Raw genomic sequence first — 24596 nt, forward strand, 5'->3', positions numbered from 1 at the left:
CAGGCCGCCCGGTCATCTGAAAAAAGCCCGCCCTAACCGGCGGGCTTTTTTCTTGCGCGCTTTTTGCCTGCTTTTTGCTGCTTCTTGCCTGCTTCTTGCGTGTCGAGTCAGCAACCGCACGAGCGCGCTATGCCGAAGCTAGCCGGCCGCCTATCAGTCCGGCAACGCATTTCCGATAGAATGAACCGTGGTTTTTCCCCGCCGTCCCTCAACCAAGCCTTTCATGTCCCGACGCGTCATTCCCGTTACCGATTTCAGCGCGATACCGGTCATCTCCGGCCCCGCGCAGATGCCCAGCGGCGTGCTGCACGACACGCTGGCGCGTCCGCTGCGCGACTTGCGCATCTCGGTGACGGATCGTTGCAACTTCCGCTGCGTCTACTGCATGCCGCGCGCCGTGTTCGACAAGGACTACGCGTTCCTGCCGCACAGCGCGTTGCTGAGCTTCGAGGAAATCGAAAGGCTGGCGCGACTCTTCGTCGCGCATGGCGTGGAAAAAATCCGGCTGACCGGCGGCGAGCCGTTGCTGCGCAAGAATCTGGAAGTCCTGATCGAGCGCCTCGCGCGCCTCACGACCCCGGCGGGCCAGCCGCTCGACCTCACCCTCACCACCAACGGTTCGCTGCTCGCACGCAAGGCCCGCAGCCTCAAGGACGCCGGCCTCACCCGCGTCACCGTCAGCCTCGACGCACTGAACGAACCGCTGTTTCGCCGCATGAACGACGCGGATTTCGCCGTTGCCGACGTGCTCGACGGCATTGCCGCGGCACAAGCGGCCGGACTGGCGCCGGTCAAAGTCAACATGGTGGTCAAACACGGCACGAACGACGGCGAAATCCTGCCGATGGCGCGCCACTTCAAAGGCTCGGGCGCGGTGCTGCGCTTCATCGAATACATGGATGTCGGCACGTCGAACGGCTGGAACATGGCCGAAGTGCTGCCGTCGGCCGACGTCGTCACGCGGATTGCCGAGCAGTTTCCGCTGGTGCCGCTCGACCCGCACAGTGCGGCCGAAACCGCGCAGCGCTGGGGTTACGTGGATGGCAGCGGTGAAATAGGCGTGATATCCAGCGTCACGCGCGCGTTTTGCGCGAGTTGTACGCGGGCGCGTCTGTCGACCGAAGGCAAGCTGTATCTTTGCCTGTTTGCGTCCGGGGGCCATGACCTGCGCGCGCTCGTGCGTGGCGGCGCGAGCGACGCCGAACTCGGCACCGCCGTCGCCGAAATCTGGCAAGGGCGCAGCGACCGCTATTCGCAGTTGCGTGGCAGCGCCACTGCCGAATCGCGCACGCTGGACGGCCGGCGTGTGGAAATGTCCTACATCGGCGGCTGAGCGGCCGTCCTCATCGCTGCCGCGTCATGAACCTCGTTTTGAACCTCGTTTCTCCTGCCCGCGAACACATCACCGGCCTGTTACTTGCGGGCGGGCGCGGCACGCGGATGGGCGGCGTCGACAAAGGTCTGCAAACCCTGCACGGCGAGCCGCTTGCCGGCCACGTGCTCAAGCGTCTTGCGCCGCAAGTCGGCGCCCTGCTGATCAGCGCGAATCGCCATGCCGACATTTACGCCGAACTCGGCGCCCCGTTCGGCGCGAACGTGGTGGCCGACACGCTGCCCGACTACCCCGGTCCACTGGCCGGCTTGCTGACCGGCCTGCGCGCCGCCGCCACCCCATATCTGCTAAGCGCCCCCTGTGACACACCGGGCCTGCCCGCCGACCTTGCGAGCCGCCTCGCCGAAGCGCTGCAGGCAAGCAACGCGGACATCGCCACGGCGGTCACCGTCGATGCACACGGCCAACGTTCCCTGCACCCTGTCTTCGCGCTCGTGCGCATTGGTCTCGCCGACGACCTGTCGGCCTTTCTGGACGCGGGTGAGCGCAGAGTTCGCGCGTGGTACGCGCGCCACACGACCGTGGAAGTCGTCTTTACCGACGAGCGCGCGTTTTACAATGCCAACTCGCTACAAGAACTCGCCGACCTCGAGCATGACCGAGGCCCCGGTTGAAATCCGCTCCGGCCGCACGGCAACTGCCGCTCCCGCCGCCGGCCGCGACGTCCAGCCCTCATGACCACGCTCAACGAATTTTCCCGCTGCGTCGCACAGTACGATCCTCACGCGCTGCCTGTCCCGGCCGCCCAGGCGATCGTCCGTCAATGGGCGACGCCGGTCACGGCCGTCGAGCGGGTGCCATTGCGCGACGCGCTCGATCGCGTGCTGGCAACGGACATCGTCTCGCCCATCGACGTCCCCTCGCACGACAACTCCGCCATGGACGGCTACGCGTTCAGCAGCGCGGCGCTCGCCGCAGCCGCCGGCACACTGGAATTGCGCATCGCCGGCCGGGCGCTCGCCGGGCATCCGTTCGCCGGCCACGTCGATGCCACGCAATGCGTGCGCGTGATGACCGGCGCCTCGATGCCGCATGAATGCGATACGGTCGTCCCTCAGGAACGGGTCGAACAAGGCGGCGACACGCTTTCCATCCGCTTCGCGGCGGACGCCGTAGAGCCCGGCGCGAACCGGCGCCGCGCCGGCGAAGACCTCGCGCGCGGCCAGGCCGCGTTGCGCGCCGGCCGGATCATGCGGGCATCCGACCTGGGCTTGCTGGCCTCCCTCGGTATTGGCGAAATCAATGTGCGGCGGCGTCTGCGCGTCGCATTCTTCTCGACCGGCGACGAACTGCGCTCGCTCGGCGATGCGCTCGATCCAGGCTGTGTGTACGACAGCAACCGCTACACGCTGTTCGCGATGCTGCGGCGCCTGAACATCGATACGCTCGACCTCGGTGTGGTGCGCGACGAACCGGCCGCGCTCGAAGCCGCCTTGCGAGGCGCTGCGGCCAGCGCCGACGTGGTGTTGACTTCCGGCGGCGTGTCGGTCGGCGAAGCAGACCTGACCCGCCAGTTGCTGCAGACCTTCGGCGACGTCGCGTTCTGGAGTCTGGCCATGCGTCCCGGCCGGCCGCTCGCGTTCGGCCGTATCTGGTCCGGCGAACGGCCGGGTCTCGGGCTGCCCGCGCTATTCTTCGGCTTGCCTGGCAATCCCGTGGCGGTGATGGTGACGTTCTACCAGATCGTGCGCGAGGCGCTGCTCCTCATGTCCGGCGCCGACGTGCCGCCGCCGCCGTTGCTGCATGCCGTCAGCCGTCAGGTCATCCGCAAGCGCGTTGGCCGCACGGAATTCCAGCGCGGCGTCGCCCAGCAGGATGCACGCGGACAATGGCACGTCACGCCGACCGGATCGCAGAGTTCCGGTGTGCTCAGTTCGATGAGCGAAGCCAATTGCTTTATCGTGCTCGGGCACGACGAAGGCGAGATTGCCGAAGGAGACTGCGTGTCGGTCATGCTGTTCAACGGTCTCATCTGATCTGAGGGAGCCGGCCTGCAGCCCGCCGCTCCGGGTCGACACCTTGCGAGTTGCTGTACCCATTACCACTACGACACACGGGTTTGACTTACATGAAAAAACAGATTTCGTTCATTGCACCCGGACAGACAGCCAAAGCACTGATCCTCGTGTACCTGACGTTTTCGGTGCCGATCGTGCTGCTGGGCGTACTGGTCGCGTTCATCCGCTACGGCTCGGTCGAACTCAGCACGGTGTTCAGCGCGTTGCTGCTGAACGCGATTCTCGGTTTCATCCTGCTGTGGATTGCCTGCCACGCTTATAACTGGGTCGCGTCGCGCTTCGGCGGCATCGAGATTCAATTGACCGACGCGCCGGAAGAAGCCTGATGAGCGAGACCACAGCGACCATTCGGGCAGCCACGCCGGCGGACGCCGGCGCCATCTTCGCGCTCATGTACGAACTGGCGGAATTCGAGAAACTAACGCATCTGTTCGTCGCCACCGAAGACGGTCTGAAGGACGCGCTATTTGGCGCGCGCCCTTCTATCGAAGCCCTGGTGGCCGAAGACAACACGCGCGTGGTCGGCTATGCGCTGTTCTTCCACAACTATTCGAGCTTCCTCGGCAAGCGCGGCCTGTATCTGGAAGACGTCTACGTGCAACCAGGCCAGCGCGGCGGCGGACTCGGCCGGGCGTTGCTGCGCCATCTCGCGGCCCTCGCGGTGGAGCGTCAGTGCGGACGCTTCGAGTGGACCGTGCTGGACTGGAACCAGCCGGCCATCGACTTCTACGAGAAACTCGGCGCGACCGTGTTGCCGGACTGGCGCGTAGTACGGCTGACGGGCCCGGCACTCGAAGAACTGGCGGCCGGCGTTCAGACCGCCGTCGGCCGATAAAAACCCGCAGCGGCGGCGCGTTAAGACTCGTCCGGATCGACGGATAGCCCGTCGCCGGATAGCCCGTCGCCCAGCAACCCGCTAGCCGCGTCGCCCGGCAACGCTTCGACGTCGCGCAGCTTTCGGTTCATCACACGGGTGCGCGTTTCCGCCGCTTCGATCGACCGCGTGACGGTTTCCAGCTGGGCTTTGGTCCGCGCCAGCACATCGCCGAATTTGCCGAACTCCGTCTTCACCGCGCCGAGCACCTGCCACACTTCGCTCGACCGTCTTTCGATGGCGAGCGTACGGAACCCCATCTGCAAACTGTTGAGCAACGCGGTCAACGTGGTCGGCCCGGCAATGGTCACGCGGTAGTCGCGCTGCAGCATATCGGTCAGGCCCGGCCGACGCAGCACCTCGGCGTACAGGCCTTCGGTCGGCAGGAACAGCAGCGCGAAGTCGGTAGTGTGCGGCGGCGCCACGTACTTCTCGGCGATGCTGCGCGCCTCCGCGCGAATTCGCGCTTCCAGCGCACGCGATGCCTCCTCGACCGCCACCGGATCGGCTCGCTCCTGGGCCTCGATCAGACGCTCGTAATCCTCACGCGGAAACTTGGCGTCGATCGGCAACCACACCGGCGTCCCGGCGCTGCCCGGCTCCGCGCGCCCGGGCAGTTTGATCGCGAACTCGACCCGCTCGCCGCTCTTCGGCACGGTCGCTACGTTCTTCGCGTACTGGTCGGCCGTCAGCAATTGCTCCAGCAACGCTTCGAGCTGAACCTCGCCCCACGTGCCGCGCGTCTTGACGTTGGTCAGCACTTTCTTCAAATCGCCGACGCCCGCCGCCAGCGTCTGCATTTCGCCCAGACCGCGATGGACCTGCTCCAGCCGGTCGGACACCAGCTTGAACGATTCACCGAGCCGCTGCTCGAGCGTAGCGTGCAGCTTTTCGTCGACCGTGCGGCGCATTTCTTCGAGACGCATCGAGTTGTTCGCCTCGATATCTTTCAGACGCTGCTCGATGGTCGCGCGCACCTCGGCGAAGCGGCGGTCGTTAGCCTCGGTGAGATGGCCCAGTTGCAGGCTGAGCGTGTCGCCGAACTGCTTGAGCGTGCGGCCCTGTTCGTCGCGCGCCTGTTGCGCCTGCTGCTGCAGGCTGTGCCGCACCGAGTCGAGTTGCTGCGCAAAGCCGTCGATCTTGCCGCCCTGCACCGTCGCCATGCTGCCGAATTGCGCCGCCAGCGTCTGCTGGAAGTGCGCAAAGCCGCTGCTCTGCTCGACCCGCGACACGCGCGCCGTTTCGCCGATGTCGTTGCGCAACTGCCGTTCGAGCCGCTCGTACGCGTGCGACTGCGCGTCGCTCGCGGCGTCCATGCGCTCGCCGAGCAGGTCGAACTGCGCGCCTTGGTCGGCGCGACCGTGGCTGCGCATGAGCAAGGCCAGAGCGATGACCAGCGCGACCGCGAGCACCGCCACGGCCGCGACCAGAATCAGCGTCATGAACGCGCCCGGCCGATGACTTCCGGGTTGATCGGATTCGGCGGCCGGCCGGCGCGCGGACCCTCGCCGAGCGCGGCGATCAGATTGTCGGCGGCGAGATTCGCCATTGCGCGCCGCGTGGCTTCGGTCGCGCTGGCAATATGCGGCGTCAGCACGACATTGGGCACCGTCAGCAACGCAGGATTCAGGTCCGGCTCGCCTTCGAACACGTCGAGACCGGCCGCGGCGATCTGTCCGGCGCGCAACGCCTCGACCAGCGCAGCGTCGTCGACGATGCCGCCGCGCGCGATGTTGGTGAGCGTCGCGGTAGGTTTCATCAGCGCGAGTTCGGCCGCGCCGATCGTGTGATGATTTTCCTTCGTGTACGGCAGCACGAGCACCACGTGATCGGCGCGGCGCAGCAGGTCCTGCTTGGACACGTATTCGGCGTTCAATTCCGCTTCGATGTCGGCCGCAACCTGCGAACGGTTGTGATAAACGACGTGCATGTTGAAGCCTTTCGCGCGGCGGGCCAGTGCCTGACCGATCCGCCCCATGCCAATCACGCCGAGCGTCGAGCCATAGAGGTCACCGCCGAGAAAACCGTCGAAGCTCCACTTCTGCCACTTGCCCGCGCGCAGCCAGTGTTCCGATTCGGCGATCCGGCGGGCCGCCGCCATCATCAGCGCCCAGCCGAAGTCGGCGGTCGTCTCGTTCAGCACGTCGGGAGTGTTGGTGCCGAGCACGTTGGCCGCATTGAACGCGGCCATGTCGAAATTGTTGTAGCCCACCGCCATGTTCGCGACCGCGCGCAGTCGCGGTGCCGCGGCAAGAGTAGCCGCGCCGACCGGGTCGCCGGCGGTCAGCGCGCCGTCTTTATCGGCGAGCCGGCGCGTGAGTTCGTCGGCGGACAACACATCGCCCTGATGCCACTCGACGTCGAAATACTGCTGGAGCCGTTCGATCACATCGGGAAAGATCGGACGGGCGACGAGGATCTTCTGCATTGCAATTCTCCGGATGGCGCGCGAGGTTCCTGAGCGTCCCCGGCGGCGCCTGTGCATTAAAAGAAGAGCCAGCCGGTAACGAGAAACAGCGGTAACAACACCGCACCGGACCAGCCCAGATACGCAAAGAAACCTGGCATGCGAACGCCGCGCGATTCCGCGATCGCTTTCACCATGAAGTTCGGCGCATTACCGATATAGCTGTTCGCGCCCATGAAGACCGCGCCGGCCGAGATGGCCGCGAGCGTAGTCGCGCCGGTGGTCATGAGCGTGTTGGCATCGCCGCCGGCCAGATTGAAAAACACCAGGTAGGTCGGCGCGTTGTCGAGAACCGAAGAGAGCAGACCCGTGGCCCAGAAGTACATCGCGTCGTGCGGTTGCCCCGACGGTTGATTGACCAGATGGACGAGCCCTGCGAACGCGCCCGCCTCGCCCGCACGCAAAATGGTGATGACCGGCGCGATGGTGATGAAAATGCCGGCGAACAGTTTCGCGACTTCTTCGATCGGCGCCCAGTTGAAGTCGTTGCCCGCGCGCGCAGCGCGCGGTGTGATGGCGAGCGAGATGAGCGTGACTGCGAGTAGCGCGACGTCGCGCACGGCATTTTGCAAGGCCACGTGGGTGCCGAACACGTCGAAGCTCACGCCCGGTTTCCACAAACCGCTCATCAGCACTAATGCAATGATCGCGGCGAGCAGCACGAAGTTGCGCTTGCCGTCGATACCGAACGAAGACGAGTCGGGTGTCGGATCCGCTTCGCGAGGACGTGATTCTTCGCGCCGTTGAAAATAGTAGGTATCGAGCGCGTAAAAACCGAGCAGCAGCACGACGCAGACGAACAGCATCGGCAACGCAAGATGACGGGTCGTCCAGAAGAAATCGACGCCCTGCAGGAAGCCGAGGAAGAGCGGCGGATCGCCGAGCGGCGACAGCGAGCCGCCCGCATTCGCCACGAGAAAGATGAAGAACACGACGATGTGCACGACGTGCTTGCGGTTGTCGTTGGCGCGCAGCAATGGCCGGATTAGCAGCATGGCCGCGCCCGTCGTGCCCATGATGCTGGCCAGCACGGTGCCGAGCGCGAGTATCGCGGTATTCAGACGGGGCGTGCCATGCAGATTGCCGCGCACACAAATGCCGCCGGCGACGGTATAGAGCGCGGCCAGCAATACGATGAACGGGATGTACTCTTCGAAGACCGCGTGCATGAGCGAGCCGAAGGCGATGCCGGCGCCGAAGGTCAGCGCGAACGGCAGCAGAAAGACCAGCGCCCAGCCCCCCGCGATCTTGCCGAAATGGTGATGCCAGAACGTTGGGGCGACGAGCGGACCGATCGCGATGGACAGCAGCATGCCGGCAAACGGCAAACCCCAGAGGGCGGACAATGCCGCACCGTCGAGCGTCGCCGCAGAGGCTCCGCAAGACCAGCCCAGCAGCAACAACGCGACGACGATGGCGGGCATGACGGTCGCCGGCCTGGTGTGTTGGGTTTGTGCGGCCCGCCGCGCGACCGTGCCTTCGCGATAGTTACCACGAAGTCCGGCCCGCATGCACCCGCTCCGCTCAAGCACCATGTACGACGATCACATGCACCCGGTAAGGCCCATGTGCGCCCAGCACGATGGTTTGCTCGATATCGCCGGTGCGCGACGGCCCGGAGACGAAATTGACCGCGCGCGGAAGCTCGCCGCGCTCGCTGCGGATCAGCGCGAACGCTTCTTCATGTCCGCTGACGATGCGCGAGGCGGGCACGATTGCGATGTGCGTTTCCGGCAGCAAACCGGCCGACGCATAGGTTTGCGGACCGGACAACAACACCAGCGAGCCGGTCTCCGCAGTCGCGCAGAAGCAGCCGGTGAGACCGACTACGTCGCCCTCCTGCGGCTTGCGGAATTCGACGCTGAGTCCGGCTTGTTTCCATGGCAGGTCCTGCAGCGTTTGCCACGCGATGGCGGCAAGCGGCAACGCGTGCGCGGTGAGATAACGCTGAGCGGCCGCGGGCACCTCGTCGAGTGTCTGCACCGACTCGACCGTGGTGGCCATCTTCTGTGCTTCTTCGATGAAGCGTGTGATCAGATCGGCCGGCATATCGGGACGCGGACCTTGCGGATGACGCGCCAGATAGTCGGCAGCGGCTTCGCGTTCGGCATTGGACGGCTCGGGCTCGCGGCCCTGCGCCGCGCGAATGCGCGCGAGGATGTTGCGGCGGGCAAGCGATGTATCCATGAGCGAAGTCCTCTTGTCGACGGCCGTGGGAGCGTGTGCGAATACGGGCGCACCGCGTATGCAACCTGCTGCATTCACTGGCACCAGGGCGTGAATTATACCGGCGGCCCCACTCGCAAAATAGCTGGCCGAACGGCTAATGGCACGCGCATCCGGCACGGCCGACAATAGCTACTTCGCGACTTCTTCCTCGGGCTGCGCAATGCCGAACACCTGTCGCAAATACGCGAGGTAGGCCTTGTCCTCGCACATGTTCTTGCCCGGCGAGTCCGACAGTTTCGCGACCGGCTGACCATTGCAGCGAACCATCTTGATAACGATCTGCAGCGGGTTATAACCGAGGTCGTTGGTCAGATTGGTGCCCACGCCGAAGGCCAGCTTGCAGCGCCCGCGGAAGCGTTCGTACAGTTGCAGCACCTTGGGAATGTCGAGCGCGTCGGAGAACACGAGAATCTTCGTGCGCGGGTCGCAGCGGTTCGCTTCGTAGTGTTTGAGCAGACGCTCGCCCCAGTCGAACGGATCGCCCGAGTCGTGGCGCGCCCCGTCGAACAGCTTGCAGAAGTACATGTCGAAGTCGCGCAAGAACGCTTCCATGCCGTACACGTCGGAGAGCGCAATACCCAGATCGCCGCGGTATTCCTTCGCCCACATTTCGAAGCCGAAAATCTGCGAGTCGCGCAGTCGCGGACCGAGCGCCTGGCAAGCCTGCAGGTATTCATGCGCCATCGTGCCGAGCGGCGTGAGCGCGTGCTTCATCGCGTAGAACACATTGCTGGTGCCGGCGAACTGTTCGCCCAGACCTTCCTTGAGCGTGAGGATCACTTCCTCGTGCCATTGCTTGGAGAAGCGGCGGCGGGTGCCGTAGTCGGCAATCTTGCAGTCGGCGAATTCGGGACGCGCGCCCAGCAACTGGATTTTCTCGACCAGACGGCCACGCCCTTCGCTGTAGTCGGGCTGCTGCTGGGTATTGCGGAAGTAGACCTCGTTGACGATCGCGAGCATCGGGATTTCGAACAGGATCGTGTGCAGCCACGGACCCTTGATCTCGATGTCGATTTCGCCATTCCCCTTCGGCGAAGGCTCGATCGAAATGTATTTTTCGCTCAGATGGAACAGCGCGAGAAACTCGATGAAGTCGCCCTTGATGAAGCGCATGCGCCGCAGGTAGTCGAGTTCGTCGTCGGTGAAACGCAACTCGCAGAGCTTGCGGACCTCTTCGCGAATCTCCGCGATATACGGCACGAGATCGACATTCGGCGTGCGGCAGCGAAAACGGTACTCCACGTTGGCCGCGGGGAAGTGATGCAACACCACTTGCATCATCGTGAACTTGTACAGATCGGTGTCGAGCAGCGAAGTAATAATCATGATGGCGCGAACTGGACTGCAGGAAAAACGGAAGGCCTCGACGAGGCCCGACTCACCCATGCGCGCGCGGCAGGCCCAGTGCATGCCGGCCTCACGCATGTTACCCGAATGCGTCCGCATTTAACGCGCGGGTGGGCAGCGCCGGGCGTCGGGAAGTGTCCGCCATGCTTCCCGCAGGCCCCCATAAACTAATCACGAAAACGTATAAACAGCGTGTCCCCGCGCTACATCTGCCTCTTGACGTTACGCTACAATAGCGCTTTTGGCGTTTTGCGCCCCCCAGATACCGCATGCAGGAGCTGCCTGAATGACTCACGTTGTGACCGAAAGCTGCATCAAGTGCCGCTATACCGACTGTGTCGATGTGTGCCCGGTGGACTGCTTTCGCGAAGGTCCCAACTTCCTCGCGATCGACCCCGATGAGTGCATCGACTGCGCCGTGTGCGTGGCGGAATGCCCGGTGAACGCCATCTATGCCGAAGAAGACGTGCCGGGCGACCAGCAGAACTTCATCGAGCTGAATGCCGATCTCGCGAAGAGCTGGCCGAGCATCACCAAGACCAAAGCTCCGCTGCCCGAAGCCGACGAGTTCAAGGACGTGAAGGAAAAGCTCGACCTGCTCGCCCGTTGAACTGACCAACCTGTTGCTCCCCTCATCGCGTGCTGCATCGGCGATTTCATCGAGATGAGCGCAAGGTATTGACAGGCGGTAAAGCTGCTCCTACAATTTCGCTTCTCTGCTGTTTGTTGTTCTGTTCCTCGATAGCTCAGTCGGTAGAGCGCCGGACTGTTAATCCGTAGGTCCCTGGTTCGAGCCCAGGTCGAGGAGCCAAGAATTGCAAAAGCCCGTTAACCAAGACGGGCTTTTTTATGTAGATCAAGTTGTACTGCTGTTCCTCGATAGCTCAGTCGGTAGAGCGCCGGACTGTTAATCCGTAGGTCCCTGGTTCGAGCCCAGGTCGAGGAGCCAAAAATTTGAAAGGCCCGCATTCGTGCGGGCCTTTTTGTTTTTGGGCGTATTTGGGTGTATCCAGCGGCAATCGTTGCGAAGAGTTGCCGATGTTTGTCATTGCGTCAGCACGTACCCGCATTCAGGCAGGCACGCCGATATACCATGACGACTTCCCGGCACCTCGCGTGCCGTACGCAGCGTTCATTTTTTCGGCCTCGCCCATGACACTCATTTCATTGCCCGTCCCGTTGCGTCTGGCAGCGCTGATCGCCACTACCGCCCTGCTGACGCCGCTCGCTCACAGCGAAGAAGTCGGTAGCGTCAATACCAACTTTCACCTCACCGGATCGGATCGCGTGGTCGTCGAGGCTTACGACGATCCGCTGGTTCAAGGCGTGACCTGCTACGTATCGCGGGCGCGCACCGGCGGCGTCAAGGGGACGCTCGGCATCGCCGAAGATCCCACCGAGGCGTCCATCGCCTGCCGTCAGGTCGGCGCACTCCACTTCAGCGGGCCGGTCAAGCAGCAATCCGACGTCTTCTCCGTCAGCATGTCGCTGATCTTCAAATCGCTGCACGTGGTTCGAGTGGTCGACGCCAAACGCAACACGCTCGTGTACATGAGCTATAGCGACCGGGTGGTCAGCGGCAGCGCGAAAAACAGCGTCAGCGCCGTACCGGTGCCGGCCGGTACGACGATCCCCGTGAAATGACCGCGCCCGAGCAACGCTTCCGGGATTCCGCCCGCTACTGGCGCACGCCGCTCTTGCCCGGTGGCGACCTGCTCACGGCCGAGTACCGGAACCACGCGTTCACGCCGCACTGGCACGACGCGTACACCATTCCGGTGATCGTCGCGGGCGCCGAGTCCTATCGCTATCGCGGCGAGGATCATGTCGCGGAAGCCGGCAGCGTGCCCGTCATCAATCCCGGCGAACTGCATACGGGATCGAAAGCCGTCGAAGGCGGCTGGCGGTATCGCGTGATGTATGCGCCGGTGCCGTTCCTCCATGCGCTCGCCGACGAGATCGCCGGAAAGCCGCAAACGCTGCCATGGTTCGCACCCGGTGTGATTCGCGACGCGGACCTCGCGACGCGCCTCGCGATCGCGCACCGCCGGCTGGAATCGGGCGACGACCCGCTCGCCGCCGAAGCCGCGATGCTCGACGCGCTGTCCACGCTGCTGGTCCGCCATGCGCAAAGCCAGCCACGGGCCACCGGCCACGGCGCCGACGACACCCGCGTCGCACGCATGAAGTCACGTCTCGCGGATGACCTCGCCGCCCCCGTCACGCTCGCCGAAATGGCCGGCGCGGCGGCGCTCTCGCCGTTTCACGCGGCGCGCCTGTTCGCCCAGTCGACCGGACTGCCGCCGCACGCGTGGCGCAATCAGATGCGTTTGCAGCGCGCCCTTGCGCCGCTGCGTGCCGGCGTGTCGGTGACGGAAGTAGCGGCGGCCAGTGGCTTCACGGATCAAAGCCATTTCACGCGGCATTTCCGGCGCATGTTCGGCGTGCCGCCGGGACAATGGCAACGCACCTGAAATAACCGCTCTTCACTTCAGGCGAAAAACGGCGCATCGAGCAGTGATGCACCAAGCGCAGAGCAAGAACGTACAAGCCACCCAGGCGGCCGGTCGCTAAGCTTGCCCAATCCAGGAGGCAAGATTGACCCATCCCAACCCGAGCCCGCCGTCACGCGTGGGCCACCTGCAGGAACTCGCCGCCGGCGCGCGCGACATCATCCCGATGATGGTCGGCGCCGCGCCTTTCGGCGTCATCTTCGGCACGCTCGTCGCGTCCGGCCCGTTGCACGCATGGCATGGCCAGTTGATGTCGCTCGTCGTGTTCGCGGGCTCCGCGCAGTTCATCGCGATCGGCCTGATCGCCGGACACGCCGGCTATGCCGTGGTCTGGGCCACCACGCTGGTCGTGAATCTGCGTCACGTGCTGTACAGCGCGACGCTCGCGCCGCATGTCGCCCATCTGTCGGCCCGCTGGCGCTGGGCGCTCGGCGCGCTGCTCACCGACGAAGTCTTCGCCGTCGCCTGGGAGCATTACCGGCACCGCGAGCCGGGCACGGTCGGCCCGCATTACTTCTTCGGCGCAGGCCTCGCGATGTACCTGAACTGGCAGCTCTGGACCGTCGCCGGTCTGCTGTTCGGCGCGGCCTTCCCCGGACTGCAATCGCTCGGGCTCGACTTTGCGATGGTCGCGACCTTCATCGCGATCGTCGTCCCGCAACTGGTCGCGCTGCGCTATATCGCCGCCGCGGCCACGGCCGGCACGCTGGCGTTTTTCTGGCAGGCGTGGCCGTACAAACTCGGCCTCCTGGGCGCCGTGTTCGCCGGTGTCGCCGTTGGTGTGCTGCTGTCCACCTCGCGGCTGGGTCCGCGTAAAAACCGGCGCGAGCCGGGCGAAACCCGAGCCGTTGGCCGCCCAGACCGCCATGACCTGCCGAGGGCCTCGCGATGAATTACGTCGTTCTGATTCTCGGGATGGCGCTCATCACCTGGGTGATCCGTGCTGCCGTGTTCGTGCTCGGCGACCGGCTCGCCTTCCCGCCGCTCGTGCGAACCGCGCTCGGCTTCGTGCCCGTCACCGTGCTGACGGCGATCATCGTGCCGATGGCGGTGTCGCCGCACGGTGTCGAGGCCGAACTGACGTGGCGCAATCCGCAACTGGTCGGCGCGCTCGCGGCGATCGCGGTGAGTGCGCTGACGCGCCGCCCGCTGCTGACCATCGCGGTCGGACTCAGCGTGTTTTTCGTCTGGCAAGGCGTGATGCCCCGATGACGACCGGGGCGCCGGTAGAGCGCGCCCTCGCGTCGCACCCTTAAAGTTTCCTGACAATCCGCCGATATGCAGTCGAGGTCCGCTCATCGGGATTCGTCCCGTGCGCGCGGCCACGGGCAAGCATCGAGCGCGCCGATGACCACATCGCATCCGGCCGGGACGGATGCCCGCGGACCACGTCAGCCGGCGGCGCAGCGGGACCAGGCAGGAACAAGCAGGAACAAGCAGGAACAAACGGGATAACACAATGGGTCAGATCACCCTCACGCTCAAAGACGAGACCATCACGACGCTGCGCAAGGATTTCGACGCTTTTCTGCGGGTCTCGCTGAAGCTCGACCCACAGTTCGCGACGCCGTCTTTCGAGGATTTTTTGCGCGCCAAGCTGCTCGACAACATGGTCCCGCTGACCGAACACGCGGTTCAGCGGATGTTGCAGGGAGGCCAGTATGCATGGGCCAAACGCACGCTGGACAAGGAGTTTCCCGACGTGGTCGCGATCCTGATGCGGCAGGCGGGCGAATTCGGCTTCGGCTTTGCGGCGCGCTCGGAATGGACCCCGGAAGAGCTAGCCAAGCATTGTCAGGACTGGGCGGCGGCCATCGTCAAGGAAGCCGAGGGCGACGCGGCGCTGGTCGACCCGCTGGCGGCGCAGATCAAAAGTGCGGCGCAGGACATTCAGGCGCTGGAGGAAATCATGCAGACGCCGGCGTGGCGTCTCGTGGAATCGCTGCGCCAACGCGTGTACGAAGCCAAGGTCGCGTGCGAAACGAGCGTAGGCAGCACCGCGCGCGAGAAGCTCGGCGAGTTGCGCGGGTTGTTGCGGCTGGGCATTTCACACGGCTCGTTCCAGAAGCAGGAAGCGCAGCAGATCATGGAGTATCTGCGCCTGCTCAAGCCGGAGATTTTCGTCGAAGAGCCGTACGACGTGTTCTCGCGTCTGGCCGGCTGGCTGCGCAATTTCTTCGTGCCGCCACGGCCGACCCAACCGCAGCAGCGGCAGTCGCGTTGAGGACACGCGGGCGCGCACGGGCACATCCGCCGCCCGTCAATCCCACATCTTCCTGAGTTTCGCGCCGATCTCGACTTTCGCGCGCGCCGCCGCGGCCAGTCCCGCCGCGGTAGGCGCGCTTGGCACCGGCACTCGCGGCCACGCATAGGCATCGAACAACGGCAGCAGGTGCGCGGGGATGAAGCGCGTGCGCGACGCCCACACGTGACGGTCGCCCATATGCGTCTGGTTGTGCACGTAGAAGCGCTGCGGCACGACGATATGCAGATCCTCCTTCGCCCGCGTCATAGCGACGTAAAGCAGCCGCCGCTCTTCGTCGATCTCCGCTTCGCTGCCGGTACCGAGATCGGACGGAATGCAGCCGTCCACGCCGTTCAGCACGAACACGTTGCGCCACTCCTGCCCTTTCGCCGAATGGATGGTCGAGAGAATCAGATAGTCCTCGTCCATGAGCGGCACGCCGGATTCGTCGCTGGTCGCGTCGGGCGGATCGAGCGTGAGTTCGGTCAGGAAGCGCTCGCGCGACGCATAAGTGGCCGCGATGCTCTCCATCTGCATCACGTCGCCATGGCGGATAGCCGCGTCTTCGTGATTGCGCTCCAGATGCGGCTCGTACCAGCGCCGCACCTGTTCGAACTCGGCGGGCCACGGCGTTTGCCGTCCGTACACGCTCGACATCAGCTCGACGAACGGATGCCAGTCTTCCCGTGCGCGCGCGGGCGGTGCGAACGCGGCCAGCGCGCCGCCGGCGGTATCGGCCGGATTGCCCCCACCGGCCCGCGCGACGATGTCGTCCAGCAGCTTCGCCGCGGTGGCCGGCCCGACGCCCGGCAGCAGTTGCACGACGCGAAACCCGGCCACGCGATCGCGCGGATTCTCCGCCCAGCGCAGCACGGCCAGCAGGTCTTTCACGTGCACGGAGTCGAGAAACTTCAGTCCGCCGAACTTCACGAACGGGATATTGCGACGCGTGAGTTCGATCTCGAGCGCGGCGCTGTGATGCGCGGCGCGAAACAGCACGGCTTGGGACTTCAACGTCATGCCCTGCTCGCGCGCCTCCAGCACCTGCTCGACGATATAGCGCGCCTGGTCGGCTTCGTCGGCCACGCTGACCAGCCGCGGCCGCTGCGCCGACGCCGTATCGGTCCACAGGTTCTTCGTGTAGCGCTCGCTGGCCAGTTCGATGACCGCGTTCGACGCCGCCAGTATCGGCGCAGTCGAACGGTAATTGCGCTCGAGCGTGATCTGCCGCGCTGGCGGGTCGAAGTGGGCGGGAAAGTCGAGAATATTGCGCACCGTGGCGCCGCGAAACGAATAGATGGACTGCGCGTCGTCGCCGACCACGGTCAGGCCGCGCCCGTCGGGTTTCAGCGCGAGCAGGATAGACGCCTGCAAGCGGTTGGTGTCCTGATACTCGTCGACCAGCACGTGATCGAAGCGCGCCGACAGATCGGCCGCGATGGACGGCTCGGCGGCCATGTGCGACCAGTAGAGCAGCAGGTCGTCGTAGTCGAGCACGCTCTGCTTCTGCTTGGCCTCGACGTACGCGGCGAACAGCCGGCGCAAGTCCGGCTCCCATTCGGCGCACCACGGGAACGCGTGTTCGAGCACGTGAGCGAGCGAGCCGCTGGTGTTCACGACGCGCGAGTAAATGGCGAAGCACGTGTTTTTGGTCGGGAAGCGCCGCTCCTTCGCCGACAGACCGAGTTCGTGACGCACCAGATTCATCAGATCCGCGGAATCTTCGCGGTCGTTGATCGTGAAGGCCGGCGCGAGGTCGATGGCGTCGGCATATTCGCGTAGCAGCCGCGCGCCGACGCTGTGGAAAGTGCCGGACCAGGTGAGTCCTTGCGCGAGCGCCGCTTTGGTGCCGAGCGCGTGGCTCGCGATGCGCGTCACGCGTCGCGTCATTTCGAGCGCGGCGCGCCGGGAGAAAGTCAGCAGCAGGATGCGGCGCGGATCGGCACCCTTCAACAGCAGGTTCGCTACGCGATGCGCCAGCGTGTTGGTCTTGCCGGAGCCGGCGCCCGCGATGACCAGCAGCGCGCCGGGCGGAGCGTCGGGCGTATCGGCGCCGTGTTCGACGGCTTCGCGTTGCGCCTCGTTGAGTTTGGCCAGCCAGGCTGCGGTATCGAACGGCGGCGGAGATTCGGCGACGGAAGTCACAGTGGGTCTGCGTCAAAAAGGGGATCGGGACGGCGACGCATACTGTATATCCATACAACCGCGCGAGACAAGCGACCCTTATTTCCAACGAACGAGGGAGCAAACCAACAGTTAAAAAAACAGCCCGGCGCGCACGAGGCGCTCCGGGCTGTCTGGGCATCGAACCGCCCTGCCGTCCTACTGATCCTTCGCGTTCTTCAGATTGGCGTCGGCGCCAGCCTTGTCGGCGTCGGCTTGCGCGTCGGTCTTCTTCTTGTCGGCCTTGGCCTGCGCGACCGAAGCCTTTTTATCGGCCTTGGTCTGCGCTTTGGCCGCCTTCTTGTCCGCATGTGTCGCCGGAGCAGGCGCAGCCGCTGCGGGGTCGCTAGCCTGCGCGAACGCGCCAGTCGACAGACACGCGGCGATCAATGCCGCGTAAAGCCGCGGTTTCATCGGTTTGTCGAGATTCATCGCGCCTCCTTATTGCTTGGTATCCACGCCCGGCTGCATGTCGGACGTCTGACCCTGCATGTTCATCTTCATTTCGTTGTTGGCGGTCTGCTTGTCCGCCTTCTTGTTGATCTTGGCGTCGCGCACCTGCTCCTTGTATTGCGCCTTGGCGGCCTTCTGCTGATCCTTCAGCGCGGCTTGCGATGCCTTCTTCGATGCCTTGTAATCGGCATTGGCCTGCGCGTTGGCGTCGCGCTTCTGCACCAGCGGATCGGTCGAACCCGATGCCGTCAGGCGCATCGGCGGCGGCGTGACGGGCTGGACGCCCTGCGCGGCGGGCGCAACAGACGTCGTGTCCTGAGCCTGCGGCTGGGCGGTTTGCGCGACGGCAGCGGTCGCGGCAAAGGCGGTCAGGGCGGTACCGATCAACAGCGTACGAATCTGGGTCATGACGAATCCTCCTAAAGTTGTCGTGACACGGGCGTCATCTCCGGCGCGGTGCATCGTAGGTCGGCGCGCCTCGCCCGGTCTTCAAGCTAAAATCAGCATGTTTTGCTACTGACCCGAACTTTACGAGTGAAGTTGCGATACGACGACCAGTGTTACGCAACGTTTCACTTTCTGACAACTGCATAACACCTGCTTGCAGAAGTCGCTTCGGGTCAGGGGTTCACGCGATTTCCATCTCGGGGCAAGCTTCTGGCTTATGATGCGAACCCTTTGTCTGAAGGTGCAAACGCCATGCCCAATCTCGATTTCACACTGACCGGCGACTATGTCGAACTGCACAATCTCCTGAAGATAACGGGCCTCGCGGACAGCGGTGGGCAAGCCAAAACGATGGTTGCCGACGGCGCCGTGACCGTCGACGGCTTGGTCGAAACGCGTAAAACCTGCAAAATCCGCGCGGGACAAGTGGTGCTGCTGGGCGATACGCGCATCGCGGTCCACGAGGCTTGAACTTGCCGCCGCCGTGTATTGCTTCTTACGCCGCGGCCCTTACCGCCGCTGGGTTTGAGCGCCGCTTCCAACCTGCTTCGGCCATCCGGCATCCGCCGAACTTCGCTCGATGACTCAATCCCGCTTCACGCGTGCCGTCGTTCCACCGCCCACCTTCGGCCGCCACGCCGCCGACACGGCCAGGCTTGCGACCCCGCTCGCCATCGCGCAACTCTCGCAGATGGCCATGGGCGTCACCGACACCATCCTGCTCGGCTCGCTCGGGCCGGACGCGCTGGCTGCGGGCGGCCTCGGCGCGAATCTGTTCTTCGTCGTGGTCACGCTGCTGCAAGGCGTGCTGACTTCCGTCAGCGTGAGCGTGTCGCACGCGCGCGGCGCCCGCAACGACGGGCTCGTGCCGCACATCTACTGGACCGGTTTGCTGCTCGCCGTGCTGCTGTCGGTGCCGGCGTTCTGCCTGCTCTCGTTTGCGACGCCCATCCTGCTGGCCGTGGGCGAACCGGCGCTGCTCGCGCACAACGTCGGCGATTACGCAGCCGTGCTGCGCTGGGGCGCGCCGGGCAGCATGATCGGCGTCGGTCTGCTGCGCGCGTTCCTGCCTGCGATCGGCGCGGCGAAGCGCCTGTTATGGGTGTCGCTGATCAGCGTGGTGGTGAACGGCTTTCTCAACTACGGGCTGATTCACGGGGCTCACGGACTGCCGCGGCTCGGCTTTCTCGGTTCGGCCGCCGCGACGTCGATCACCGTCTGGCTCGGCACGCTCGTGCTGATGGCCCTGCTGCACCTGCGGCCGCGCTTCCGCCATTTCGTAGTCGCCACCCGGCCGAACGTGCCGCTGATGAGCGAGCTGTTCAGCATCGGCTGGCCGGTGATGATCACCTACGGCGTCGAATCGACGCTCTTTCTCGCGACCGGCCTGATGGTCGGGCTGCTCGGCGAATCGCAACTGGCGGCGCACCAGATCGCGCTGAACGTCGCGTCGGTGTCGTTCATGGTGCCGCTCGCCATCGGCCAGGCGGGCAATGTCCGCGTGAGCTTCTGGGCGGGCGCCGGCCAGCCGCTCGCCGCGCGTCATGCGGGCTTCGTTGCGCTGGCGCTGGGCGTCGGCTTCATGGCGCTATCGGGCATCGTGCTGGTTGCCGCGCCGCAGTGGATCGTCGGCCTGTATCTGCATCTCGACGATCCGGCCAATGCGGCGACCGTCGCGCTGGCGAGTTCGCTGCTCGGCGTGGCGGCGATTTTCCAGATCGTCGACGGGATGCAGACGGTCGGCTCCGGCTGTCTGCGCGGCCTGAAAGACACGCGCGTGCCGATGATCGTCGCCACCTTCGGCTACTGGGTCATCGGTTTTCCGACCGGCTACCTGCTCGCGTTTCACTTCGGGCTCGGCGCGCGCGGTTTGTGGTGGGGACTCGCGGCGGGTCTCACCAGCGTCGCCGTGCTGATGACGCTGCGCTTTCACAAACTGAGCCTGCGGCCGGGCCTCGCCGCGAGCGACGCGGCGGGCGGCACGCCCGCCAGCTGACATCGCCGCAGCGGGTAAAATGCGCGCTTTGTCCGGGCCGCGCTCATCCGCGTGGCCTGGCAGACATCGTGCGCGCGCCTCACGAAGGCCCGCGCCGCCCGAGCGCTGATCAGCTGCCGGGTTCGCCCGGTTCGCCGGGTTTTCCGTTTCCGCGCGGCACCTGCCCTGATTCGCAGGCCGGACCCGGCAGCTACCTTTGCGCGCCGGCCTTGCTTGTTGCCCGTCGCTACTCGCTATAAACATAATCAAGGACCAACCGTCATGCTTGCCCGCGTCACCCGTCTGTTTCCGCTTTGGGCCGTGCTCGTTTCGATCGCGGCTTATTTCTCGCCTGCTACGTTCGCCGGCGTTTCGCCGCACGTCACCACGTTGCTGACCATCATCATGCTGTCGATGGGCGTCACGCTTTCCGTGGCGGATTTCCAGCGCGTCTTCACGCGGCCCGCGCCGGTGGTCGCCGGCATCGTGCTGCATTACCTGGTGATGCCGCTCGCCGCGTGGGTCATCGCGAAGGCGCTGCGCATGCCGCCGGATCTGACCGCCGGCATGGTGCTGGTCGGCAGCGTCGCGAGCGGCACGGCGTCGAACGTGATGATCTATCTGGCGCGCGGCGACGTCGCGTTGTCGGTGACCATCAGCGCGCTCTCGACGCTGGTCGGCGTCTTCGCGACGCCGCTGCTCACGCGTCTTTACGTGGATGCGTCGATTGCCGTCGACGTGCACGGCATGCTGATGAGCATCCTGCAGATCGTCGCGCTGCCCATCGTGGTCGGGCTGGTCATCAACCATCTGTTCGGCAGGTTCGTGCGGAAGATCGAATGGATTCTGCCGCTCATCTCGATGGTCGCGATCCTGCTGATCATCGGCGCAGTGGTGGGCGGCACGCAGAAGAGCATTGCGTCGGTCGGCCTCGTGGTGATGCTGGGCGTGGTGCTGCACAACGGTATCGGTCTGCTGGGCGGCTACTGGGGCGGACGTCTGCTCGGCTTCGACGAAGCCGTATGCCGCACGCTCGCCATCGAAGTGGGCATGCAGAACTCCGGCCTCGCGGCCACGCTCGGCAAGCTGTATTTCACGCCGATCGCGGCATTGCCCGGCGCGCTGTTCTCGGTGTGGCACAACCTCTCCGGATCGCTGCTGGCCGGCTACTGGGCCGGACGTCCGGCGAAGGGCTCGACGCATGCGGAGAGCGAGCCGTCGCTCGCCGCGAAGCGACGCGGCTAGGCCACGGCCAGCGGCTCGCCTACCGCTGACCAGCCATGTAAAACAGGAAAACCCTGCCGTCCAAATCCCCTTAGAATGCGTTTCTCAGCCGTGCGAGCCGGGCAAACTGGCCGCGCCGCTGCCACGAAAGCTGCATAAAGGGGAGAACAGGCGTGCCGGGGTATCGATATCAGAATCAAGGCGCCCGGCGAAGTCCGGGCGCGTTCAGCACAACGAGGTTTTTTTTCCTGTTGTGCTGCGCGGCGGCATGTTTGACCGCCTGCGCGAGCAAACCGCCTGCCACCGCATTCGATCGCCACATCACGCACGCGTTGCCGGCGACCGCATCTAGTCCACTCCATACCGCACTCGCGCCGCTCGAAGGGGCCCATCCCGATCAGTCCGGTTTCCGCGTGCTTTCGAGCGGCACCGACGCGTTGCAGATGCGCATTGCGCTCGCGCGCGCCGCGACGAAAACGCTCGACATGCAGTACTACATCGCCAACGAGGACACGACCGGCAAGCTGCTGCTCGGCGCCGCGCTGTATGCGGCCGACCATGGCGTGCACGTACGCATGCTGGTCGACGATCTGAACTTCAAGGACATCGATCAGATCATGGCGGGCCTGAACTCGCACGAGAACATCGAGATTCGCGTGTTCAATCCGTTCGGCAGCGCACAGGAAGGCGTGTTCGAGCGCACGACGAATGTCTTCACGCAGATCGGCCACTTCACGCGCCGCATGCATAACAAGGCGATGATCGCGGACAACCAGCTGGCGATCGTCGGCGGCCGCAATCTCGGCGACGAGTATTTCAGCGCGAGCGAAACGCTGCAGTTCCGCGACCTCGACGTGCTGGCCGCGGGCCCGATTACCGCCGACGTGTCCGCGAGTTTCGACGACTACTGGAACAGCAGCATGTCGTATCCGCTGAGCGTGCTGAACAAGCAGAAGTTCGACGCGAAGGTGCTCGACCAGACCCGCGACGACTTGCGTCAGCACTGGCGCACCAACGCCGATCCGTACAACGCCAAACCACTGAACGCGACGCCGCTCGCCGCGCAGATCACGAGCGATCAGCTTGGCCTGACGTGGGCCAGCGCGGAGTTTCACGCGGACCTGCCGGAAAAAATCGCGGCCCCGTCGCCCGACTACGTGAGTCCGCCGATGCATCGGCTCGGCGAACTGATGCGCGATGCGCAGAAGGATTTCCTCGTCGTGTCGCCCTACTTCGTGCCGCACGAAGCAGGTGTGCAGGCCGTCGGCGTGCTGACGAAGCGCGGCGTGCGCGTCGCGATTCTCACCAACTCGCTCGCCGCAACCGACGCCGTCGCGGTGCAGGCAGGCTACAGTCCGTTTCGCGTGCCGCTGCTACGACAAGGCGTCGAGCTCTACGAGTTCAAGCCGACTCAGGAAACGCCGCGCGCGGGCATCGCCGGCTCGCAGTCGCGCTCCAGCCTGCATGCGAAAACCTATGTGATCGACCGCAGCATTCTGGTGATCGGCTCGATGAACCTCGACCCACGCTCGGCCAATCTGAACACCGAACTGGCGCTGGTCATTCACAGTCCGGTACTCGCCGGTCAGGTCGCGCAGATGTTCGATCGTGGCGTCACGCCCGAGGTCAGCTACCAGGTCACGCTGGCGGACGACCGTCAGATCGCCTATTTGCGCTCGGTCGGCGCGCCGCTCTCGCCGCTCGTCTGGAGCGATGTCGAGAACGGCCGGCGCCGCACCTATATCTTCGATCCGCAAGCGGGTTTTTACCGCAACGCGCTGACGGGTCTATTCTCCTTGCTACCTGTCAACGCACAACTTTGAGTGGAGTGGAACATGGCTGACGACGTACGGTTGGAACGCGATACCTTCGGTGAAATCGAAGTGCCGAACGCCCGCCTGTGGGGCGCGCAGACGCAGCGCTCGCTGCAGAATTTCCGCATCTCCAGCGAGAAGCAGTCGCCGGAACTGATCAACGCACTGGCCATCATCAAGCGCGCCGCCGCCGAAGTGAATCACGGCCTCGGCGTGCTCGACGAGAGCAAGGCGAAGGCAATCATCGCAGCGGCCGACGAAATCATCGCCGGCCACCATCCCGACGAGTTTCCGCTCGCGGTCTGGCAGACCGGCTCCGGCACGCAGACCAACATGAACCTCAACGAGGTGATCGCCAATCGCGCGAGCGAGCTGCTCGGCGGCGAGCGCGGCGAAGCGCGCAAGGTGCATCCGAACGACGACGTGAATCGCGGCCAGTCGTCCAACGACGTGTTCCCGACCGCGATGCACGTGGCCGCCGCCGACGCGATCGTCAAGCATCTGCTGCCGGCGCTGAAGACGCTGCGCGCGACGCTCGACGCGAAAGCCAAAGCGTTTGCGGGCATCGTCAAGATCGGCCGGACGCATCTGCAGGATGCGACGCCGCTCACGCTCGGCCAGGAGTTCTCGGGTTATGTCGCGCAACTGGATCATGGGCTGCGCCACGTCGAATCCGCGCTACCTCATCTGTACGAACTGGCGCAGGGCGGCACCGCGGTCGGCACGGGTCTGAACGCGCATCCGAAGTTCGCGGATCAGGTCGCGGCAGCCATCGCCAAACTGACGGGCGTGCCGTTCGTGTCGGCGCCGAACAAATTCGAAGTGATGGCCGCAGCCGATGCGCTGGTGTTCGCGCACGGCGCGTTGAAGACGGTCGCGGCAAGCCTGAACAAGATTGCCAACGACGTTCGCTGGCTCGCCAGCGGCCCGCGCTGCGGCCTCGGCGAACTGTCGATTCCGGAGAACGAACCGGGTAGCTCGATCATGCCTGGCAAGGTCAATCCGACTCAATCCGAAGCACTGACCATGCTGTGCGCGCAGGTGTTCGGCAACGACGTCGCCGTGAATATCGGCGGCGCGAGCGGCAACTTCGAATTGAACGTGTTCCGGCCGATGATCGCGCACAACGTGCTGCAATCCATCCGTCTGCTGGCCGACGGCGCGACCAGTTTCAACGACAACTGCGCGGTCGGTATCGAACCGAATCACGACCGGATCGAAACGCTGCTCAACGAATCGCTGATGCTGGTGACGGCGCTCAATCCGCATATCGGCTACGACAAGGCCGCCAAGATCGCGAAACAGGCGCACAAGGAAGGCACCACGCTGAAGGCGTCGGCGTTGAAGCTCGGCTTCGTCACCGAGCAGCAGTTCGACGAGTGGGTCAAGCCGAAAGATATGGTGGGGAATTCAGCGGCCTGACCGACGGTTTTG

24 protein-coding genes and 2 tRNA genes are annotated in these 24596 nt (G+C 64.8%); 18 read left to right on the forward strand and 8 right to left on the reverse strand.

From position 1 onward, the window contains the following. Window positions 1-223: 223 nt before the first annotated feature. The 5 genes from moaA (at window position 224) to FQ746_RS09625 (ending at window position 4246) form a co-directional block, all read left to right on the forward strand. The gene (gene moaA, locus FQ746_RS09605; protein ID WP_144108818.1) at window positions 224-1333 is read left to right on the forward strand and encodes a GTP 3',8-cyclase MoaA; all 1110 of its coding nucleotides are present in this window, start codon (window positions 224-226) and stop codon (window positions 1331-1333) included. A gap of 26 nt (window positions 1334-1359) precedes the next feature. Beyond that, the gene (mobA, locus tag FQ746_RS09610) at window positions 1360-2007 is read left to right on the forward strand and encodes a molybdenum cofactor guanylyltransferase MobA (protein WP_144108820.1); all 648 of its coding nucleotides are present in this window, start codon (window positions 1360-1362) and stop codon (window positions 2005-2007) included. Window positions 2008-2067: 60 nt separating this feature from the next. Beyond that, a complete protein-coding gene (glp, locus tag FQ746_RS09615; RefSeq protein WP_144108822.1) occupies window positions 2068-3369 on the forward strand; it encodes a gephyrin-like molybdotransferase Glp in 1302 nt (433 codons plus the stop codon). Between the two features lie 92 nt (window positions 3370-3461). Next, window positions 3462-3737, forward strand: a complete 276-nt coding sequence (locus FQ746_RS09620) for a hypothetical protein (protein ID WP_054036190.1) — start codon at window positions 3462-3464, stop codon at window positions 3735-3737. Continuing rightward, a complete protein-coding gene (locus FQ746_RS09625; protein WP_144108824.1) occupies window positions 3737-4246 on the forward strand; it encodes a GNAT family N-acetyltransferase in 510 nt (169 codons plus the stop codon). The genes FQ746_RS09620 and FQ746_RS09625 overlap by 1 nt, the downstream gene beginning before the upstream one ends. 20 nt (window positions 4247-4266) lie before the next feature. On the opposite strand, the gene FQ746_RS09630 is transcribed toward FQ746_RS09625, so the two are convergent. The 5 genes from FQ746_RS09630 to pncB form a co-directional block, all read right to left on the reverse strand. After that, the gene (locus FQ746_RS09630; protein ID WP_144108826.1) at window positions 4267-5727 is read right to left on the reverse strand and encodes a DNA recombination protein RmuC; all 1461 of its coding nucleotides are present in this window, start codon (window positions 5725-5727) and stop codon (window positions 4267-4269) included. After that, the gene (locus FQ746_RS09635) at window positions 5724-6713 is read right to left on the reverse strand and encodes a 2-hydroxyacid dehydrogenase (protein WP_144108828.1); all 990 of its coding nucleotides are present in this window, start codon (window positions 6711-6713) and stop codon (window positions 5724-5726) included. Before FQ746_RS09635 ends, FQ746_RS09630 begins: the two co-directional genes overlap by 4 nt. A gap of 56 nt (window positions 6714-6769) precedes the next feature. Beyond that, on the reverse strand, window positions 6770-8176 hold the full coding sequence (locus tag FQ746_RS09640; RefSeq protein ID WP_144108925.1) for a sodium:proton antiporter: 1407 nt from the start codon (window positions 8174-8176) through the stop codon (window positions 6770-6772). Window positions 8177-8276: 100 nt separating this feature from the next. After that, complete coding sequence (locus FQ746_RS09645; RefSeq protein WP_144108830.1) at window positions 8277-8939, reverse strand: lactate utilization protein C; 663 nt, start codon at window positions 8937-8939, stop codon at window positions 8277-8279. 171 nt (window positions 8940-9110) lie between these two features. Next, window positions 9111-10307, reverse strand: a complete 1197-nt coding sequence (pncB, locus tag FQ746_RS09650) for a nicotinate phosphoribosyltransferase (RefSeq protein ID WP_144108832.1) — start codon at window positions 10305-10307, stop codon at window positions 9111-9113. A 307-nt stretch (window positions 10308-10614) separates the two neighbouring features. Here pncB and fdxA point away from each other — a divergent pair, with 307 nt between their 5' ends. The 8 genes from fdxA (at window position 10615) to FQ746_RS09695 (ending at window position 15065) form a co-directional block, all read left to right on the forward strand. Beyond that, window positions 10615-10938: a ferredoxin FdxA gene (fdxA, locus tag FQ746_RS09660; protein ID WP_144108834.1), complete on the forward strand. Its 324-nt coding sequence runs from the start codon at window positions 10615-10617 to the stop codon at window positions 10936-10938. A 125-nt stretch (window positions 10939-11063) separates the two neighbouring features. Further along, window positions 11064-11139: transfer RNA gene (locus FQ746_RS09665), tRNA-Asn, on the forward strand. Window positions 11140-11201: 62 nt separating this feature from the next. Continuing rightward, a tRNA-Asn gene (locus FQ746_RS09670) sits at window positions 11202-11277 on the forward strand. Between the two features lie 203 nt (window positions 11278-11480). Further along, window positions 11481-11972, forward strand: coding sequence for a CreA family protein (locus FQ746_RS09675; protein WP_260853963.1), 492 nt, complete (start codon window positions 11481-11483; stop codon window positions 11970-11972). Then, the gene (locus FQ746_RS09680; protein WP_144108836.1) at window positions 11969-12802 is read left to right on the forward strand and encodes a helix-turn-helix transcriptional regulator; all 834 of its coding nucleotides are present in this window, start codon (window positions 11969-11971) and stop codon (window positions 12800-12802) included. Before FQ746_RS09675 ends, FQ746_RS09680 begins: the two co-directional genes overlap by 4 nt. 205 nt (window positions 12803-13007) lie before the next feature. After that, entirely contained in the window at window positions 13008-13733 is a 726-nt protein-coding gene (locus FQ746_RS09685) for an AzlC family ABC transporter permease (RefSeq protein WP_260853966.1), read from the forward strand. After that, window positions 13730-14053 (forward strand): AzlD domain-containing protein, encoded by a 324-nt coding sequence (locus FQ746_RS09690; protein WP_144108838.1) that lies wholly within the window; start codon window positions 13730-13732, stop codon window positions 14051-14053. Before FQ746_RS09685 ends, FQ746_RS09690 begins: the two co-directional genes overlap by 4 nt. Before the next feature lie 247 nt (window positions 14054-14300). Beyond that, entirely contained in the window at window positions 14301-15065 is a 765-nt protein-coding gene (locus FQ746_RS09695) for a DUF4088 family protein (RefSeq protein WP_144108840.1), read from the forward strand. 36 nt (window positions 15066-15101) lie between these two features. Here FQ746_RS09695 and FQ746_RS09700 read toward each other — a convergent pair whose 3' ends face one another. From FQ746_RS09700 to FQ746_RS09710, 3 genes are all read right to left on the reverse strand, one after another. Beyond that, entirely contained in the window at window positions 15102-17231 is a 2130-nt protein-coding gene (locus FQ746_RS09700) for an ATP-dependent helicase (protein WP_144108842.1), read from the reverse strand. Window positions 17232-17408: 177 nt separating this feature from the next. After that, window positions 17409-17681, reverse strand: coding sequence for a hypothetical protein (locus FQ746_RS09705; RefSeq protein ID WP_144108844.1), 273 nt, complete (start codon window positions 17679-17681; stop codon window positions 17409-17411). 9 nt (window positions 17682-17690) lie between these two features. Then, window positions 17691-18110: a hypothetical protein gene (locus FQ746_RS09710; RefSeq protein WP_144108846.1), complete on the reverse strand. Its 420-nt coding sequence runs from the start codon at window positions 18108-18110 to the stop codon at window positions 17691-17693. Between the two features lie 291 nt (window positions 18111-18401). Here FQ746_RS09710 and FQ746_RS09715 point away from each other — a divergent pair, with 291 nt between their 5' ends. The 5 genes from FQ746_RS09715 to fumC all read left to right on the forward strand — a co-directional run bounded on the left by FQ746_RS09715 (window position 18402) and on the right by fumC (window position 24584). Beyond that, window positions 18402-18620: an RNA-binding S4 domain-containing protein gene (locus FQ746_RS09715; RefSeq protein WP_144108848.1), complete on the forward strand. Its 219-nt coding sequence runs from the start codon at window positions 18402-18404 to the stop codon at window positions 18618-18620. Between the two features lie 109 nt (window positions 18621-18729). After that, window positions 18730-20145: an MATE family efflux transporter gene (locus FQ746_RS09720; protein WP_144108850.1), complete on the forward strand. Its 1416-nt coding sequence runs from the start codon at window positions 18730-18732 to the stop codon at window positions 20143-20145. 261 nt (window positions 20146-20406) lie between these two features. Continuing rightward, window positions 20407-21369, forward strand: coding sequence for a bile acid:sodium symporter family protein (locus FQ746_RS09725; protein ID WP_144108852.1), 963 nt, complete (start codon window positions 20407-20409; stop codon window positions 21367-21369). A 152-nt stretch (window positions 21370-21521) separates the two neighbouring features. Continuing rightward, window positions 21522-23171 carry a phospholipase D family protein gene (locus tag FQ746_RS09730; RefSeq protein WP_144108854.1) on the forward strand — a complete coding sequence of 550 codons (1650 nt, stop codon included), beginning with the start codon at window positions 21522-21524 and terminating at the stop codon, window positions 23169-23171. A 12-nt stretch (window positions 23172-23183) separates the two neighbouring features. Further along, window positions 23184-24584 carry a class II fumarate hydratase gene (gene fumC / locus FQ746_RS09735; protein WP_144108856.1) on the forward strand — a complete coding sequence of 467 codons (1401 nt, stop codon included), beginning with the start codon at window positions 23184-23186 and terminating at the stop codon, window positions 24582-24584. Window positions 24585-24596 lie beyond the last annotated feature (12 nt).

The sequence above is a fragment of the Paraburkholderia sp. BCC1886 genome (assembly GCF_900996245.1).
Lineage (GTDB): Bacteria > Pseudomonadota > Gammaproteobacteria > Burkholderiales > Burkholderiaceae > Paraburkholderia.